The sequence below is a fragment of the Paenibacillus amylolyticus genome (assembly GCF_047302515.1).
GTDB classification, from domain to species: domain Bacteria; phylum Bacillota; class Bacilli; order Paenibacillales; family Paenibacillaceae; genus Paenibacillus; species Paenibacillus amylolyticus_G.
On record NZ_CP168019.1, the window covers coordinates 3263339 to 3278857 of the forward strand.

18 protein-coding genes are annotated in these 15519 nt (G+C 41.5%); all 18 read right to left on the bottom strand.

What is annotated here, in order from left to right; all coding sequences use genetic code 11:
* Positions 1-4: 4 nt before the first annotated feature.
* Complete coding sequence (locus ACDJ59_RS13770; protein WP_413409460.1) at positions 5-2512, bottom strand: hypothetical protein; 2508 nt, start codon at positions 2510-2512, stop codon at positions 5-7.
* Between the two features lie 53 nt (positions 2513-2565).
* Positions 2566-3390, bottom strand: coding sequence for a carbohydrate ABC transporter permease (locus ACDJ59_RS13775; RefSeq protein ID WP_017688979.1), 825 nt, complete (start codon positions 3388-3390; stop codon positions 2566-2568).
* A complete protein-coding gene (locus ACDJ59_RS13780) occupies positions 3390-4295 on the bottom strand; it encodes a carbohydrate ABC transporter permease (protein WP_413409462.1) in 906 nt (301 codons plus the stop codon). Before ACDJ59_RS13780 ends, ACDJ59_RS13775 begins: the two co-directional genes overlap by 1 nt.
* 92 nt (positions 4296-4387) lie before the next feature.
* Positions 4388-5659 (bottom strand): ABC transporter substrate-binding protein, encoded by a 1272-nt coding sequence (locus ACDJ59_RS13785; protein WP_413409464.1) that lies wholly within the window; start codon positions 5657-5659, stop codon positions 4388-4390.
* A gap of 22 nt (positions 5660-5681) precedes the next feature.
* The gene (locus tag ACDJ59_RS13790; RefSeq protein WP_413409465.1) at positions 5682-6563 is read right to left on the bottom strand and encodes a helix-turn-helix domain-containing protein; all 882 of its coding nucleotides are present in this window, start codon (positions 6561-6563) and stop codon (positions 5682-5684) included.
* A 237-nt stretch (positions 6564-6800) separates the two neighbouring features.
* Positions 6801-7601 carry a phosphotransferase gene (locus ACDJ59_RS13795; RefSeq protein ID WP_413409466.1) on the bottom strand — a complete coding sequence of 267 codons (801 nt, stop codon included), beginning with the start codon at positions 7599-7601 and terminating at the stop codon, positions 6801-6803.
* A gap of 11 nt (positions 7602-7612) precedes the next feature.
* Positions 7613-7888 (bottom strand): hypothetical protein, encoded by a 276-nt coding sequence (locus ACDJ59_RS13800; RefSeq protein WP_413409468.1) that lies wholly within the window; start codon positions 7886-7888, stop codon positions 7613-7615.
* Between the two features lie 102 nt (positions 7889-7990).
* Positions 7991-8530 carry a GNAT family N-acetyltransferase gene (locus tag ACDJ59_RS13805; RefSeq protein ID WP_413409469.1) on the bottom strand — a complete coding sequence of 180 codons (540 nt, stop codon included), beginning with the start codon at positions 8528-8530 and terminating at the stop codon, positions 7991-7993.
* 204 nt (positions 8531-8734) lie between these two features.
* Positions 8735-9922: a glycoside hydrolase family 5 protein gene (locus ACDJ59_RS13810; protein WP_413409471.1), complete on the bottom strand. Its 1188-nt coding sequence runs from the start codon at positions 9920-9922 to the stop codon at positions 8735-8737.
* A gap of 207 nt (positions 9923-10129) precedes the next feature.
* Entirely contained in the window at positions 10130-10546 is a 417-nt protein-coding gene (locus ACDJ59_RS13815) for a hypothetical protein (protein ID WP_413409473.1), read from the bottom strand.
* Positions 10547-10572: 26 nt separating this feature from the next.
* A complete protein-coding gene (locus ACDJ59_RS13820) occupies positions 10573-11601 on the bottom strand; it encodes an alpha/beta fold hydrolase (RefSeq protein WP_413409474.1) in 1029 nt (342 codons plus the stop codon).
* A gap of 164 nt (positions 11602-11765) precedes the next feature.
* Positions 11766-12311, bottom strand: a complete 546-nt coding sequence (locus ACDJ59_RS13825; protein WP_413409476.1) for a GNAT family N-acetyltransferase — start codon at positions 12309-12311, stop codon at positions 11766-11768.
* A gap of 28 nt (positions 12312-12339) precedes the next feature.
* A complete protein-coding gene (locus ACDJ59_RS13830) occupies positions 12340-12609 on the bottom strand; it encodes a hypothetical protein (RefSeq protein ID WP_036670508.1) in 270 nt (89 codons plus the stop codon).
* A gap of 50 nt (positions 12610-12659) precedes the next feature.
* Complete coding sequence (locus ACDJ59_RS13835; RefSeq protein WP_413409478.1) at positions 12660-13127, bottom strand: NUDIX domain-containing protein; 468 nt, start codon at positions 13125-13127, stop codon at positions 12660-12662.
* 155 nt (positions 13128-13282) lie between these two features.
* Entirely contained in the window at positions 13283-13741 is a 459-nt protein-coding gene (locus ACDJ59_RS13840; RefSeq protein WP_413409482.1) for a GNAT family N-acetyltransferase, read from the bottom strand.
* Positions 13738-14307 carry a hypothetical protein gene (locus tag ACDJ59_RS13845; RefSeq protein ID WP_413409483.1) on the bottom strand — a complete coding sequence of 190 codons (570 nt, stop codon included), beginning with the start codon at positions 14305-14307 and terminating at the stop codon, positions 13738-13740. Before ACDJ59_RS13845 ends, ACDJ59_RS13840 begins: the two co-directional genes overlap by 4 nt.
* A gap of 40 nt (positions 14308-14347) precedes the next feature.
* Positions 14348-14908 (bottom strand): GNAT family N-acetyltransferase, encoded by a 561-nt coding sequence (locus ACDJ59_RS13850; RefSeq protein ID WP_413409485.1) that lies wholly within the window; start codon positions 14906-14908, stop codon positions 14348-14350.
* 2 nt (positions 14909-14910) lie between these two features.
* The gene (locus ACDJ59_RS13855) at positions 14911-15408 is read right to left on the bottom strand and encodes a GNAT family N-acetyltransferase (RefSeq protein ID WP_413409487.1); all 498 of its coding nucleotides are present in this window, start codon (positions 15406-15408) and stop codon (positions 14911-14913) included.
* Between the last annotated feature and the right edge of the window lie 111 nt (positions 15409-15519).

Sequence of the window (15519 nt, forward strand, 5' to 3'; positions counted from 1 at the left end):
CGATTCAGCGCTCCATGTCCAGTAACTTCGATTGTCCCTTTACTCCATAACCTTCGTGTATAATTTCCTCTTCTTTAATAAGAAAAGGCTTGTTCATTCCCCATTGAATTGGACCATATACCGGGTCTGTTAGAGTGAGAGTTAAAGCTTGATTATCGAATTGCGGGTTTGCAGAACAAACTTGGTTGATAAAAGCGTCAAATGACCCGAATTGCTGCTCGCTTCCTGCTCTTATAATCCAGGCGTTACGCAAGCCAGGGGAAATAAGTTCACGCTCTCTTGTCACCCCGCTACTCTCCATACTCGTCCCGTTGGCCGCATATATAGCTGCATAACCCTTATCCAAACGAGCAAAATGCCAATTCTCATGCCTTACCCATTCCGTGAAGAAGTGAGTAGGAAAATAAGCATGTGTCCAGTCAGAGTTGTTATCCGCAGGTATATCAAACATCATCAAAGCGATCCCTTCATGTTGAACAACATCGGGCAATATTCCATTCCCAGCCCAGAAGCAAGGTCGACCATCCCCATGCTTGTATATTTCTGCCGGATGATTCACCCAGATCAGCGCCTCAGGTGACAGAGATAAATGCTGGACATGCTCCTGATAACCTGGCTTGCCTGGACGAAAGCGAATGATTGAGGATAAGGAGTATTCCCTGGTCCGACAATGATAGAGCTTGGCGTAACCTCCCTTGCCCTGCTGATTAGCGAACACCAACTGCTGATTGTCCCCGAGCAACAGATGCTCCTGATATGCTGCTGGAGGACTGTAATCGGATAAACTCAAGGCAACATTGCTTATTGAATAATTGTTTACATTGCCAACGCCATAAGCGATCCAGCACATTGAAGTGGTTCCCGCTGCATAACCACCCAGCAGTTCCTTTTCATAGCTGCGCCCAAACGTTGTGGACAAGACTCCTTGATGCATCTGAACGGTAATATAATAGAATAACAGGTCCATTGCCTTTTTGGCTTGCTGTCTGAGCTGTTCATTATGGGCAAATTCATAGATATGCAACAATCCAACCGCATCAATTGGAATGTATGCACTTGAATTCCATTCTGCCAATCCTTCATCCAAAAAGCGCTCAAACCATAATGCAAGCCTCTGCTCTGCTTTTTGACGGTGTACTTCACCGGATTCACCACTGTTGCTGAACATTTCATCCCCAAACAGCTGTCCGGCTAACAGTTCATTGGTATGGAACAACAAGGCATGGTTCTCACTGAAGAACCACATCACATCATCGCCAGGTTCATCTATCCAATACCGATAGCCCAGAATGCTTGCTTTTACCCGATCCCAGAACGATTCACTAAACAGACCGCTATTTCGCTCATCTCTCCAAAGACGGAACAGTCCCACCAGATAGAAGTCACTGCAATCCTTCCGTTGCTCGATCCCTTCCACACCCTCAAGCAAAATGTTCTCCGCTTCTTGCAGATTGCCTCCTGTTTTCAGCATGGCGATGGCCTTATGAATATTGGGACTGCCCTTCTCGGCAATGCATCGCAGAGCCAAGGATTTGCGGGCTTCAATATCCGCAGCTTGCTGAGCTGCCTCATCATAGCTCGTATCATAGGATTGGCAGCCAAACTTCTTGGTTAGTACAACATTTGAAACTGAAATGGCCAGCGTGAAATATACGTAATGATGACCGAGTTGATTCGTATGTGCCAGGACCAGGTCCGTTTCCTTTTCGGCGATGTGTATCGTCTTATTTTCGGTACCGTCAAAAAAATTGCCATACTGAATATCAACCTCTCTAACGATGTCCGGTAAGGAAATCGGCAGCTTGAGCTTAATCTGCTCACCTCTGAAGAGATCCGAAGGAAAATAAGCCTGTTCGAGGGCTTCCTCTGCGGATTTTACAGACTCCGCCAAATGAGGAGCAATAGGCAGGGAAATCACCAATTCTTCGTCTCCCAGGTATTCCACCGCGAAAGCATACATCGTATCCCGCTCAGCCAGATCCTCCCAGCAGGCATAGATCTCATTGATTCCAGCTACAAGTTCAGCTTTAATAACGATTTCCTGCTCCTTGTTACGCATGAGTGGCGCAAAATCCGTTACCATTTCCCCATTCACCCACAACGTCAGACTGCCATAGGTCTTAATCCGCAAAGAGGCGGTATGAGCAGTTGGAGAAATGAGTCTTGTCGCCGCGTAACTGCGCAGATGTGTCGGTACAAACCAAAATCCTGATTGCTCCACCCGTGGATTATTCCAAGGAGAATACAGTGCCCAAGGCATTCCGTTCTCTTCTCCAACGAAGTCGTCTCCCGGGCTAGGAAACTCGCTCCATTGATCAAAAAATCGGTTCACAGGCTGCGTTCTCCTATGTTCTACAAATTCCTTTCTGCATGGATTCTCATGAATGGCAAAACCATCGATAAGCCAATCATTAATATCTCCCTCCATCGTTGTTGGAACAAAGGCAACAGGCTTTGTATATATGCCGCTGATCATCCAATGATTAATGACCTGATTGTGACCTAATTTCATAGGTTTATAATTCAAGGTATCCATCCCACTCCGGGTGGTATCTGACATTCAACTCATCCTTTCATTCCTGAAGTAATCATACCGCTGACAAAATACCGCTGGAAAACCATAAAAACAATCAGTACCGGAAGCATCGTGATGACGGACATCGCAAGCAAACTTCCCCAATCCACGTTGTATTCACCAATAAAATTAGAGAGTGCAAGCTGAATCGTATATTTCGATGGATCACTAATCGCAATTAACGGCCATACAAAATCATCCCATCTCCACATGAAGGAGAAGATTGCGAGCACCGCAAGAATCGGCTTCGCTATCGGAAGAATAATGCTCCAGTAAATTTTCCATTCGCCCGCTCCATCCATCCGGGCAGCTTCCAACAGCTCGTCCGGTACGGACAACAAATACTGCCGCATAAGGAACACACCTGTTGGGGTTGCTGCTGGCGGGATAATAATCGCGAGTAGGCTATTATACAACCCCAGTGCACTCAGCACTTTGAATATAGGGATCATAATTACCTCAATCGGAATCATGAGTGTTGAGACAAAAGCAATTAATATGATCGCGCTTCCGCGGAAGCGATATTTCGCCAATGCAAAACCTGCCATGGAGTTAATCAATAACAGTAGCAGCGTTGAGCTTACAGTCACGATCGTACTATTCATAAAATACAAGCCAAAATCGCCTTTACTGAATGCCTCCTTGAAATGCTCGAAGGTGATTGGCTGCGGCCATAACTTGGGAGGGAAGCTGTACAGATCGCTATTCGTTTTCAAAGCAGAAATCACGACCCACAGGACAGGCAGGAGCCACACCACTGCGGCAACACTTAACAGACTGTAGATGAAGATTTTGACCATAGGCTTCATTACCATTACGTAGCCCCTCCTTTCGATAGACGGAATTGCAGAGCCGAGAATCCACCAATAAGAATAAACAGTATCACCGACATGGCACTGGCCAGACCGAGCTCCTGTCTGTTAAAGCCAATCTCATAAATATATTGAACAATATAGGTAGTATCTTTGCCCGGACCACCACCTGTAAGCGCAAACATAAGTGGAAATGCTTTGAACGCGTCAATCAGAGTCAGCATTACAACAAGCAAGCTTGTGGGCTTCAAAAGCGGGAGCGTGATATAGCGGAACACCTTCATTCCCGTTGCCCCGTCCAAGCGGGCAGCCTCATAATAATCCGTAGGTATAGCCTGCAAACCCGCGATAAAAATGACCATAAAAAATCCTGCACGTGACCACACTGTCGCGATGATTACTGCCGTATTTGCCCAAAAGGAAGAGGTTAAAAAGCCGACAGGTTCCACACCAACCACGGTTAACAGATGATTCAAGATGCCAAATGAATCTCCGAAAATCCACTTCCAGGTCAATCCTACGATAATGTAAGAAATCATGGTCGGCCAGTAAAATACGGCCCTGAAGAACCCGCGCATTCTAATCTCGCGCGCAAGCAGCAAAGCAATGCCTAACGCTGCTGCATATATTAGCGGGACAACAAACGCTGCATAAATCCCCGTTCGTCCGATGGTCGACCAAAATTCCCGATCCCCTATAATTTTGATATAATTATCCAGCCCGTTGAACTTCATTGGGTTCAATCCATCATAGACATGAAAGGAATAATAGAGGCCCAATAAAGAGGGAAATACGATAAAAGTTCCAAAGATCAGGAGGTTGGGTAGTATAAACAGATAAGGAGCAATAATGAGCTTCCTGTTCTGTTTTGCCAGCGTATTCCTGTTTAATCGTTGTCCTTCACTCATCTGCTTGCCCCTTCCTTATGCGTTATTCCAAAGGGAGGCTTTACAGGAATCGGTAAGCCTCCGTTATGTGAATTAACCAAATGGCTTTACGTTTATTGACTACCAATAGCCTCGTTAATCAGCTTGGCTGTTCGATCCAAAGCCTCCTGCGGAGTTGCCTTATCGGATAAAACCTCAACGATATTATTTTTCAGGTCCGTTGAAATTTTGGATATAATCGTCTGTCTGGACCAGTCATTAGCTGCAAGAGGCGAACTGTTCTTCAGTTCATCTGCGAAAATTTCAAACATCTCCTTGCCGAATTCATAATTCAATACAGAGCTGTCCTTCCTCGGACTCATAAACAATGATTCTTGGTTATATTTTGAATTCACTTCTTTGGACGTTAAGTATTCAATAAATTCTGCTGCCTCCTGCTCATATCCACTGCCTTTGAAAGCCATCAGAAACTTCCCGCCTGGTACTGAAGAACGTTGTGTTCCTTTTGGCATATAGGTGACTCCCCATTCAAAATCGGTGATATCCTTGTAATTGCTGATCATCCAGTTGCCAGCCCAGTGGGTAGCCACCGTCCCGGAACGGAACAGGTTGTTCGGATTTTCCCCTCCGAGCCATACGGATTCGGGCATGATCCCTTCTTGATGAAGCTGCTTGAACTGCTCCATGCTACGGATTCCGGCTTCATTGTTAATCGCTGCTGCAGTGCCATCCTCTGTTAAGATGCTTCCGCCATTCTGATACAAAAGAGTGGACCATCTATGCGGTGTGACATCCCATACCATGCCATAACGTGCTCCGCCTTTGTCCATAACCTCTTTTAACGCAGCTGTGTATTCATCCCACGTCCATACCTGGTCAGGAGAGGTCGGTACTTTGACGCCTGCTTTATCAAATAAGGTTTTGTTATAAATAAGCCCATTCGCTGTAACATCCATAGGCGCCGCTACCAGCTTGTCATTAATAACATAATAAGGTTTAAGTGAGTCAATAAATTGATCCTCGAATTGGTCCGCATTGTCCACGTAAGGTGTCAGATCAACCGCCTGATTAGCAAATGATCCGGTATCCGTGACCCGGCTCAGGGCAGGTGGCTTTCCACCGGATAACATTGTTTTTAATTTGGTTTGGATATCCTTGAAGCCAACTTCAATCAGGTTGATTTTAACCTTGGTATTGGTCTGCTCATAATCTTTAATGATTTCCTTGATGACTTCTCCTTCTTTTCCGTCAGAGAACCACAGGAAATCCAGGGTTGTTTGTTTTGGATTAGCATTGGTACCTGAATTTCCGCAAGCAGTCAATACGATGAATAACATGACCAATACCATGCTAGTGATGAGCTTAAACGTTGTTCTTCTTGTCATATCAACATCTCCTTGGAAGGTTCTAATGAATTTTGGCTTCGTTGAGCAATTCACTTTTACGGAATAACTGTGGTGATACACCCACATATTGTTTAAAGGCCCTGCTAAAATATACAGGTGTGTTAAAACCTAACGTCTCAGATATGGACAAAATCGGTGCATCCGTAGACAGCAACAATTTTTTGGCCTCTGCAACTCTTTTCCGTATAACATAGTTGCTTATGGTATATCCCGTCGTCTCTTTGAAAGAATGACAAATGTAGTATTTATTCAAATGGAGTGTTTTGGACAGTTCATCCAATGAAACATTCTCCGTATAGTTCTGGTTTAAATAATGAAGAACCCGGCTTACGCTTGTCTGCTTCTGGGAAGAACATAAGATAGGATTGGCGGATTGCTCACTGGTTGTTTTCCGGTAAATCCGCAGTAGCAATTGGGTAAGACTCAATTTGACCATTGTTTTGTACCCTGTATTTCCTGCCCCCATCTCCTCCTTGATTCCCTTAAATATAGCTGTGATATACTTACGCTCCTCCGGAGGCCAATGCACCAATAACCCATTGGGATGACGGAATATGGACATCAGATTCTCCAACTGACTGACAGCAAGCATGTCCAAAAGCAATAATTCCGTGAAATTGACAAAACTTCGCTTGTACACCATTTCTCTTGAAGGATTGATTCGGTGGGGCACACCGCCTCTGAATATAAACATATCTCCAGGCAGCGGTTTATATATTCGGTCACCGATTAAAAAGGTTGCATCTCCTTGAATAAAATAATGTATCTCATACCCATTATGCGTATGAACAGGCCATTCATCCTGAAAATTATCTGCTTCTGATCGCACATAAACTTCATTTTCCTGCAAAGCAATATTCGTCGGGGTGTGTATGGTTAGCATCAGTAAGATCTCCCTTCCCAGAATATAAAAAGCAATATAGTTTAATAATTTACAATGATAGCGCTTTACAATGAATTGTATCACAGTTATTTCGATCTAATCTGAACTATATTGCTGTATTATTGATCACAATTGTTGAAAATGATTAGAAAGGAATTTATAGGGATTTGAAAGATGAAAACAAAAAAAACCGCTGTCCAGCCCGTAGGCTATCACGCGGTCCATTAGCATTACCTTTCAAACCCATTCATCCCAATGGTTTTCAAGAAAAATGACTTCTTTCTCATAGTGGGCCAGATGACCCTCTTCGACCATCTTCATAAAAGCGACATCTCCATCAGCCGCACGATCAGTCAGTGTTTTACACATGAAACGGATACGGGATATGACCCAATCCTTCAAATCTGCTGGAACACTCAGCCCGTACGTTGCCATGAATAAGGCAATCCGTTCTTTTCGAACAGTTCCGTGTGCCTGGCTGACGTATGGCATTACACCCTTTCCGTCCATCTCTGGTGAGAAATTTGCGAGTGGAACGGATGTATACAAGACATAGGCGATATCCCACATTCGCGGACCTGGACCCGCCATATCAAAATCAATAATGCCTTGAGGACGGCCATCCTTGTACACCACATTATACGGCGCAAAATCGTTATGACATACAACTTCATCTTCTGTTATGCCTGGATATCTGTTCGTTGAAACTGATGTTGTTGTAAATCCAACGGTCGCATCATGGTAACTTCTCAACAGTTTCGCGACTTCAATCAAAGATTCGTCTGACCACATATACTCTTCTAGATCAGGGTAGTCATTGCCTGGAACGATGCCTTCGAGGTAAGAGAGCGTTTCTCTCCCCTGTTCATCTATTCCCAGAAATCGAGGGGCATGATCATAACCAACTTTTTCGAGATGTAAAAGCAGTTCAACCACATATAAATTTGGTTTCACATGCCGGCGAACCGTCTCACCTATTCTGACGACCTGATTCACATTACCTCCCGATAACACTTCCTCCTGTTGGGCCACTTTCATCCCTCCTCAAGCTAAACTTCCTTGTTATACCCATGATTACGATTTTTCTTATAACTCCCGGGGAATCCCGCCACCAATAGTATGAATCCAACAAAAAACATGAAGTATACGAGTAAACCTGTGGGATGCTCGTTCATCTGAGCAAACTGGGGTACGTTCGTCCCTCCTGACGCATATCCTGCTTCTACTATAGCGTCAGAGACTCGTATTGAAATTCTCTCCATCGTTGAAATAAACACACTGCCAAGCATGAGGACTACACCCAAAATCTTGTTAATATTATTCATTTCATGCCTCCTTGATTAACCGTCCACTTTTTATGTTGTTATCTACTTAATGTCTTTCGATTCTCTAGTCTATATTCCTGCATGTTATATTCACGGTATAAGTTACGTAGCTACCACTTGGTGCAGATCCATACTATTTTGAAAAAAGGCTGACCGTTCAACATAATACAGATCATACATCTGTTCATTCAAATTAATCCGTTGATATACATCTGGATACATATCATTGGCTAACTTCACATAAGGCAGTTTTTGTACTGCTTTTCTGGATCTTATATTCTGCTTGCGTATCTTCATAAATACCGTTTCAATCCCATGTTCCAGAAACAATTCAACAAAAAAGGCTGATTTGGCTTTTTGGCTATACCCATTTCCAAAAAACGGTGAACCAATCCATGTGGCTAAAAAACCGGTTTGATGCTCAATATGATATAGATCAATGGTTCCAATAGGCTGCCCTGTTTCATTCAAAATCGTTCGGGAAATCACCGTTTTTTGCTCTTCTTCGGCCATCAATTGTTTGGTCAGGAATAGATATCCCTCATACGATTGGCATGCATAACGAACGTAGGGAAAAACTGCGGGGTCCATCATTAAGCTGTACAGTGAATGGCATTCCTGCAAATCACGTTTTTTTAACATTCTGTCTACCACCTAGTCCTTTTAGTTCGCTATATCAAGCAAATTAAGTATATAAAAGCTAGTGTGGGATTTAATGAATTCTGTATGTGGCTTATGTAAAACTCATTGGTAAATGTTGTACGACTCCAACTCGGGTAACACAAAAAAACGGCATGTCCCTTTTACAGGAACACGCCGTTTACACGGATACAGCCAGACAGTTATTTATTGCATACCTTGCATGATGGCATTAATGATGTTTTGCTGCGTCACGGTTTTGTTTGAACGGTTAAACAATGCGAATCCATGTTGACCGTTATGCCCGTTATCCCAATAAACAGGAACCATTTTGTATTTTTTAGCTTTTGCGGTAACTGCTTTTGCGTATGCAGCACGATATACATTGTTGCTGGAATCGTAGGACGTTTTATCAATAGAACCGAACTCACCAATCACTACAGGATAGCCCTGAGTCACAAATTTGTCGTACATGGACTTGAACTGCGATTCAAGATAATCCTCTTGTCCCCAAGTAGACTTCTTGGCAGGATTCGTAGAAGTTGCACCCCACTGTGTGATATTACCGTTTTCCTCACCTGCAAAATCCCAAGGAGAGTAATAGTGTGCCGAGATCATGATTCTCTTCTGCGAACTAGGAATAGCCGAGGATCTGTAATTATCTGTCGGAAGAACAAAGCCATAATTACCAACAGTGTAGTCAATATTGGTATTCCAGCCTGGAATCAGCAACCATCTGGCATTGTTGTTGCCTCCAGTCTGACGAACCGTATCCACGAAGATTTGATTGTATGCGTTCAGATTGGCGTAATAGGCCGAGTTTGGATTGCCATAGTTACCATCGAATACTTCGTTCATGGATTCGAAAATAAGACGGTCATTGTAGTTGCTAAACTTGGTGGCAATCTGCTGCCACACCTTCTTATATTTTTCCTTAATGGCAGTCTGATTGCCACCATTCACGAGTAGCCATCCACCCTGTACGGAATTAAACCCATCACCATGAATATTGATGATCACATACAGACCTTCATTGTACGCATAGTCCACAACTTGCTGAATTCGATTCAGCCATGCCGCATTAATCGTATAATTGGGAGCGCTTCCAATGTTGTTCAAATAGGAAACGGGAATACGAATGGATTTGAATCCTGCCGCTTTTACCTTTTTGATTAACTCTGGAGTTACTGTAGGATTACCCCAAGCTGTCTCATTCGGTGTACCGTTCACCGCTGCTTCCAGCTGATTGCCGAGATTCCATCCTGCACCCATCTCAGCCACCACTTGCGAAGCGTCTGCTGCTGATGCTTTAGGGCTCCATCCGGTAAAGGCCACGGCAGCCACTAACACAAGCGCCAAGCTGCTGACGCCAAATCTCTTCCATTTTTTGAACATAACCATACCTCCGCTTATTCTATTATTTTTAACAAGCAGTGCAGTTAATCTATCCATACAGATTGAATGATTCGAGAATACGTGCCTCCTCTCTCTATCGATCAAACAAATGAATTCTTCGTCCACCACCAACATAATAACACATTTATGGAAAATAAAGCGATATCTTTATTGTTTTTTGTGACTATTTACTACAAAATAATCCATCTATCCGTTTAAGTGGATTGCTTGGATTTGTTCTCTATCAAAATCAATAATCATGATGTGATCGCGCAAAATATGATCGCCGCAAGATATTGTTGCGCCGTAGTCGGCTATACTGTTAAATGTGATATCCGCGCGATAGACTTCAATCTCATTAAACCAATTCTGATGTACTTTTTCCCGAAGTTCATTCTCATAATATTCTCGAAAGACAGTCTCACACGTTGAAAACCACTTAATGTAGTCTTCTATTTTATCAACAATTGAAACTAACGGTGTATTAGTGGACACAGATATTCGGACGTCATTTAAATCCTCATCTTGTATGCAATGTTTAAATATTTGTACTGTATTTGGCAGAGTGTAACACCGGTAACTCTCATCACTCTCTTCTTCAAGCTCAATGAATTCACTTAACAATATGATCTTACTCCTCTCAATGCATATTAAAATAGCTCATTTAACCACTTTACGAATTTTTCTTTCTCTTCAAACTGTGGGTAATGCGCCGACTCGTTGAATACAATGAAGTCTTTGATCGGTGCATCCAATACGTCAAAGTAATCACGTGCTGCATTCGCAGTGGTCATATAATCATATTTCCCCGTTACAAAATAGGTAGGAATCTCCAGATGATCAACAATATCAGGTAAATTTTGATCAAATGCTTCCTTCAGTAAGATGTCTTGTGAACTGAACATCCCTGAATAAAAGCGAATCATATCCAGCCCATTGTATTCGGGATTTAAAAGGAATCCTGAAATATAATCTCTATTCTCGTTGATGAGTCTGGCTGCACCACCGTACTTTTGCAACAAAATTCTAGGCGTAAGTTCCTTCCCTTGCTCGATCGAGCTGCGAATTAGCTCCAGTTTTTTAACGTCCTCTGCATTACCGGCTTGTTTCGCTTGCTCGTACGTGTACTCCAAACTTTCCAGTTCGCTCTGAAGTGTATTAGCCATCTGTCCAATGCCTATATAAGCGTGAAACTGAGTGGGTTCTTTAGCCGCAGCTTTCATCCCGATGTATGTACCAAATGAATGACCAATTAATATAACCGTCTCTTGACCTAACTCCTTAGATACGTAATCCCTTAACGCTAACAAATCATCTACTAATACATCTGTTGTCAGATTCGAGTAATCCTCAAAAAAGTGATAGGACTTCCCACTCCCACGTTGATCGTAATGCACCACCGTGAAGTGTTGCTCAAGCTCTTTCTGATACTTCCTTACGTATGGAATCTCCGAGCATCCCGGCCCGCCATGCACAAAAATCAGGATAGGGTTAGTCCGATCAACACCCCTGATCATGACTTCATGCCCTGTACCGTTAATTTCGACCTGCTCTAACATGCTGATACTGTTTTCACCTTTAATTTTGGGTGTCCATGTGGGAAATATCAGAGCTACTATAACCATTAAAATAATACTGAATATGCTGTACTTGAGTGTTTTATCTATTTTTTTGCGCATGTAATGCTCCTTAAATATAAGTTTCATTTGTAATTCTACCAACGGTTCCTTTATCGTAACGGATACAACAATTCAACGGGTTCTATCATCAGCTCTTCTTGAAAGATGTAATTGTGATCGGCTCCAACGATACATATGAATGGTTCCGAGTATCCCAACCGTTGTCATGTGCCCAGCTCCTTTATCATATGTATATCGTTCGGCTCTTTGTCATAAAGTTCTTGATCAATCTCGCTTGCAATCTGACTGCCCTGACTTTTATAAAAGGATACCGCTGATTTCGTCTCTGTGGAGGAGATATACAGATACTGTGCACCACGTTTCTTAGCCTCTTCACCTAACTCGTTTAGAATACGTTTACCAATACCTTGTCTTCTGTACCCGCGTGAGACATACATCAAGTCAACTTGTAATTGATTTCGTTCTTTTCCTCTATATTGATGTGCCAGCACACCAAATCCGATTAATTGATCGTCAGCAAACGCACCATATGCCATGCCACCTTGTTCTAATTCGTACACATATCGATTTTGAATCTCTTTCAAAAGCATCTCATCCCAGTTTGAGCATTCATTATTTTGTTCAAGTTCAACCAATCGATTCTCCCTCATTTCATAAATGAGATCAATATGTTCCGAATGATCTATTTCCTGCAACTGATTCACATCATCAAGGGTCAACGTTCTATACGTTATCATGGTCGTTGCCATCTCTCCTCTCCATGTTATTTCTAAGATCCTATGGCTTTATAGATCGAAGTCTGTATTTATCAAAAACTCTTTTATCGTACAAAATAGTGTATTCCTTGTTCTCTTCAATTAGTTTTGACATATCCATTGGAACGGCTATTGTTCTTTCAAGATTATTAAAATTAATTACAGTCATTTCATTTTCACTAATCTTTTGAACAGTAACTGCTTCAAAAATTGAAGTTCGAAAGGAATCCCATAACAAAATTAAAAGCAATAAAAGTAATAGTGACATGATGAGTCCCTTATTCTTATTCACTAGTTCTTTTCATCTCCTTTAGTTTCAAAACAGAGTTCCTCCAACTAAAACTAGCTTATTTTAATTTCAGGTAACTCATTCAAATGATTTATTTCGATAGTGTATTTCTTAAGCTTATGGTTCTCAAGTCCATCCCATCTATCCGAGAAATGATAAAACATATCTCCGAAGTTCATCCCTTCAGGTAATACATCCACAAGCTTTATTTCATCGATTTCAGACTCCGGTAAGTTCTCCAGCAATTTAACCTCAGCATAAGAAACCATACCAAAGCTCCCATTCCATTCATATACTCCATAAGGAGTTAATTCGAAGCGTACTGCCCCTGTCTCTTCATAGAGTTCTCGACTTGCCGTGTGTAAAATTGTTTCCCCTATTTCTTTGTTGCCTCCTGGGATCTCCCAACCTCCTCTTTTCCTATTTTTTATAATGATGAATTTATTATTGTATTTCGCGATCATAACTGCAAATTTGATTAACTCTGGATCAAATTCATCTAGATCAAACCAGTGGCTCATGTTATCTCTCCCATAAACAACTATTCTTTCAAAATATAATTGTTAAACCATTGAAGTGGTAACAAGCTATCATCGGATATAATCGTTGTGAATACCGCAACCAATCCTCGCTTTTGGTTAACAAAGATATATTGCCCTCTGAAATATTGAGTCTATCATTTTATTTCCAACCTGTAGATCACTTCATCATCTGAATTGGTTCTGTTCTCACTAATGAAGGACATGCTCTTATACAAATTCTGTGCTATTTCGTTATCCCGTTCAACCGTTACTGAAATAACCTTGCACAACGGATGCTGTTTTGTAATGTAATCTAGAATGGCTCTTATAGCGTTCTTTCCCATTCCTTTTCCTTGGTAAGATTGATCGATTTGAAAACCACCAATCCAGTAATTATCTGTACTATCGGGAGTGTAACTCAGATAAAAGAAACCAAATACCTTCCCATCAATCTCAAGTACGTAAGGATCAAATGCTTCATCCCACGGTTTTATATAGGCGTAAGCGATCCCCTCAATAACAGATGGAACTAATGAGACTTGGTGTTCATACAAAGAGATCTTCAGCGCCTCTTCCCAATTCTCTCGGGTGACTGGTTGTATTTTTATATTCACCACTGTATCTCCTCTTTCGATAATCTTTGATTACCTCTAAGGTTCTTTTCATTCTCACTTACAACCACTTTCAAATGATGTTCAATCAACTGTATCACTTGTTTTTTATTCTTCGTGATTGTTGCAGTCTTATGGTTTTCATTAATTGAACATATAACTTCTTCTATATTATATTGATGGTTCCATTTCACAATCATCTTGCATAAGTTCTTGAATGACTGCTTGTAATTCCACGGTTGCAAGCCCATTCTGGACAATACAAACCTCTTTATAATCCGATAATCTCTAATGAAAACATTTGGAGCTAATACAAAAATCAAATCCGCTTCCTGGATGGACTTTATTGTCCAATCTTTGCACTGTACTCCTTCTATGATCCAAGCCTCTGAACTGACAATAGATTGGACAGATTCATCCCTAACATGTTCAGGATATCTCAGATTTTCGGCACTTCTGTCCCAGATGAGATTGTCTAATTCATAAGAAGGAATACCGTATTTATCCGACAATTCTTTGGCTAATGTTGATTTCCCACTACCGCAAGATCCAATAATTCGTATTCTCATACATTCTCCTGGCGCTCTGTCGTCTTTGTTCATCAGTCTGTTAGCTTACATCCGTTTTTGACTTATATTCTTTCTTCAAAAATGCATAGATGACATTATCAACGAATCGATTTTTCCAATAATAATGTTCTTTCAATATGCCTTCTTCACTGAACCCAATTTTCTCAAGCAACTTCCTTGATCCCACGTTCTCTGGTTCGACAAATGCTTCAATTCTGTTTAATTCAAGGTTCTTGAATCCATATTCAACGATTTTCTGAGTTACCTCGGTCATGTAACCCTGCCGCCAGAACTCTGGTGCTAACTCATATCCCAACACAGCTTTATGATGTTGTTTCATCCAACCATGAAATCCGCATGTTCCAATAATTCTGTTGTCCGATTTCAAAGCAATTCCCCAGCGGATCACCTGACCATTTTCGAATCGTTCTTTCCATCTTTGTATGAGTTCTTCCGCTTGTTTGGTATTCGTAAAACTTTCTAAATCGTAGAATCTTGTAACTTCATCTGAAGAAAAAATATGAAATATGTCTTGGGAATCACTATGTTTAATCTCTCTTAACAGCAATCTTTTGGTTTCTAGCTCAGGAAATGGAGTCATATTCACTTCACCTCAATCGAGTATACTGCTACATTTTTCCCAATTATATCTACGTCCTTCTCGTGTTTCATGCCATTCTTTTGCGCGACTTTCATAGAACCCACATTGCCATGTTGAATTAACGATATTAATCTTTTCTGCTTCAAGTGATCCATGCCATATTCTTTCCACGCTTTTGCTTGTTCATAACCATAACCCATTCCCCAGTATTGCTCTACAACCCAGTAACCAACTTCAAGCTCATCATTGCCTTCAATGATTTGAGGAATCAGTCCAGAGGTTCCAATTAACTTGTTATCCTCTTTATTAAATGCGAGGAACAGCCCTTTATCATCTTTATTCCAGTTGATGAACTTTTCCAGGCTTTGCATGGTTTCTTCCTTGGTCCAGGGTCCTCCATGTCTTATAAATTTCATCATATTTGGCTCACAAGTCATCTCAAAAAGTAAATCAAAATCATTTTTGGTATATTTCCGAAATTTAATTCGTTCTGTCTCCATCTTTCTCTCAACTCCTTCTTCATTCATAAAGATGTAATCGTATTCATACACATTCAAATATCATGGGGGAAACGGACTAGAGTGTGTCTTCAAACTCAGGCAAGTAAACGG

Bases quoted from the DNA above. Each gene is read 5' to 3' on its own strand.
- ACDJ59_RS13770 (WP_413409460.1), bottom strand. From the start codon at position 2,512: ATGAAATTAGGTCACAATCAGGTCATTAATCATTGGATGATCAGCGGC.
- ACDJ59_RS13775 (WP_017688979.1), bottom strand. From the start codon at position 3,390: ATGGTAATGAAGCCTATGGTCAAAATCTTCATCTACAGTCTGTTAAGT.
- ACDJ59_RS13780 (WP_413409462.1), bottom strand. From the start codon at position 4,295: ATGAGTGAAGGACAACGATTAAACAGGAATACGCTGGCAAAACAGAAC.
- ACDJ59_RS13785 (WP_413409464.1), bottom strand. From the start codon at position 5,659: ATGACAAGAAGAACAACGTTTAAGCTCATCACTAGCATGGTATTGGTC.
- ACDJ59_RS13790 (WP_413409465.1), bottom strand. From the start codon at position 6,563: ATGCTAACCATACACACCCCGACGAATATTGCTTTGCAGGAAAATGAA.
- ACDJ59_RS13795 (WP_413409466.1), bottom strand. From the start codon at position 7,601: ATGAAAGTGGCCCAACAGGAGGAAGTGTTATCGGGAGGTAATGTGAAT.
- ACDJ59_RS13800 (WP_413409468.1), bottom strand. From the start codon at position 7,888: ATGAATAATATTAACAAGATTTTGGGTGTAGTCCTCATGCTTGGCAGT.
- ACDJ59_RS13805 (WP_413409469.1), bottom strand. From the start codon at position 8,530: ATGTTAAAAAAACGTGATTTGCAGGAATGCCATTCACTGTACAGCTTA.
- ACDJ59_RS13810 (WP_413409471.1), bottom strand. From the start codon at position 9,922: ATGTTCAAAAAATGGAAGAGATTTGGCGTCAGCAGCTTGGCGCTTGTG.
- ACDJ59_RS13820 (WP_413409474.1), bottom strand. From the start codon at position 11,601: ATGCGCAAAAAAATAGATAAAACACTCAAGTACAGCATATTCAGTATT.
- ACDJ59_RS13825 (WP_413409476.1), bottom strand. From the start codon at position 12,311: ATGGCAACGACCATGATAACGTATAGAACGTTGACCCTTGATGATGTG.
- ACDJ59_RS13835 (WP_413409478.1), bottom strand. From the start codon at position 13,127: ATGAGCCACTGGTTTGATCTAGATGAATTTGATCCAGAGTTAATCAAA.
- ACDJ59_RS13845 (WP_413409483.1), bottom strand. From the start codon at position 14,307: ATGAGAATACGAATTATTGGATCTTGCGGTAGTGGGAAATCAACATTA.
- ACDJ59_RS13850 (WP_413409485.1), bottom strand. From the start codon at position 14,908: ATGACTCCATTTCCTGAGCTAGAAACCAAAAGATTGCTGTTAAGAGAG.
- ACDJ59_RS13855 (WP_413409487.1), bottom strand. From the start codon at position 15,408: ATGGAGACAGAACGAATTAAATTTCGGAAATATACCAAAAATGATTTT.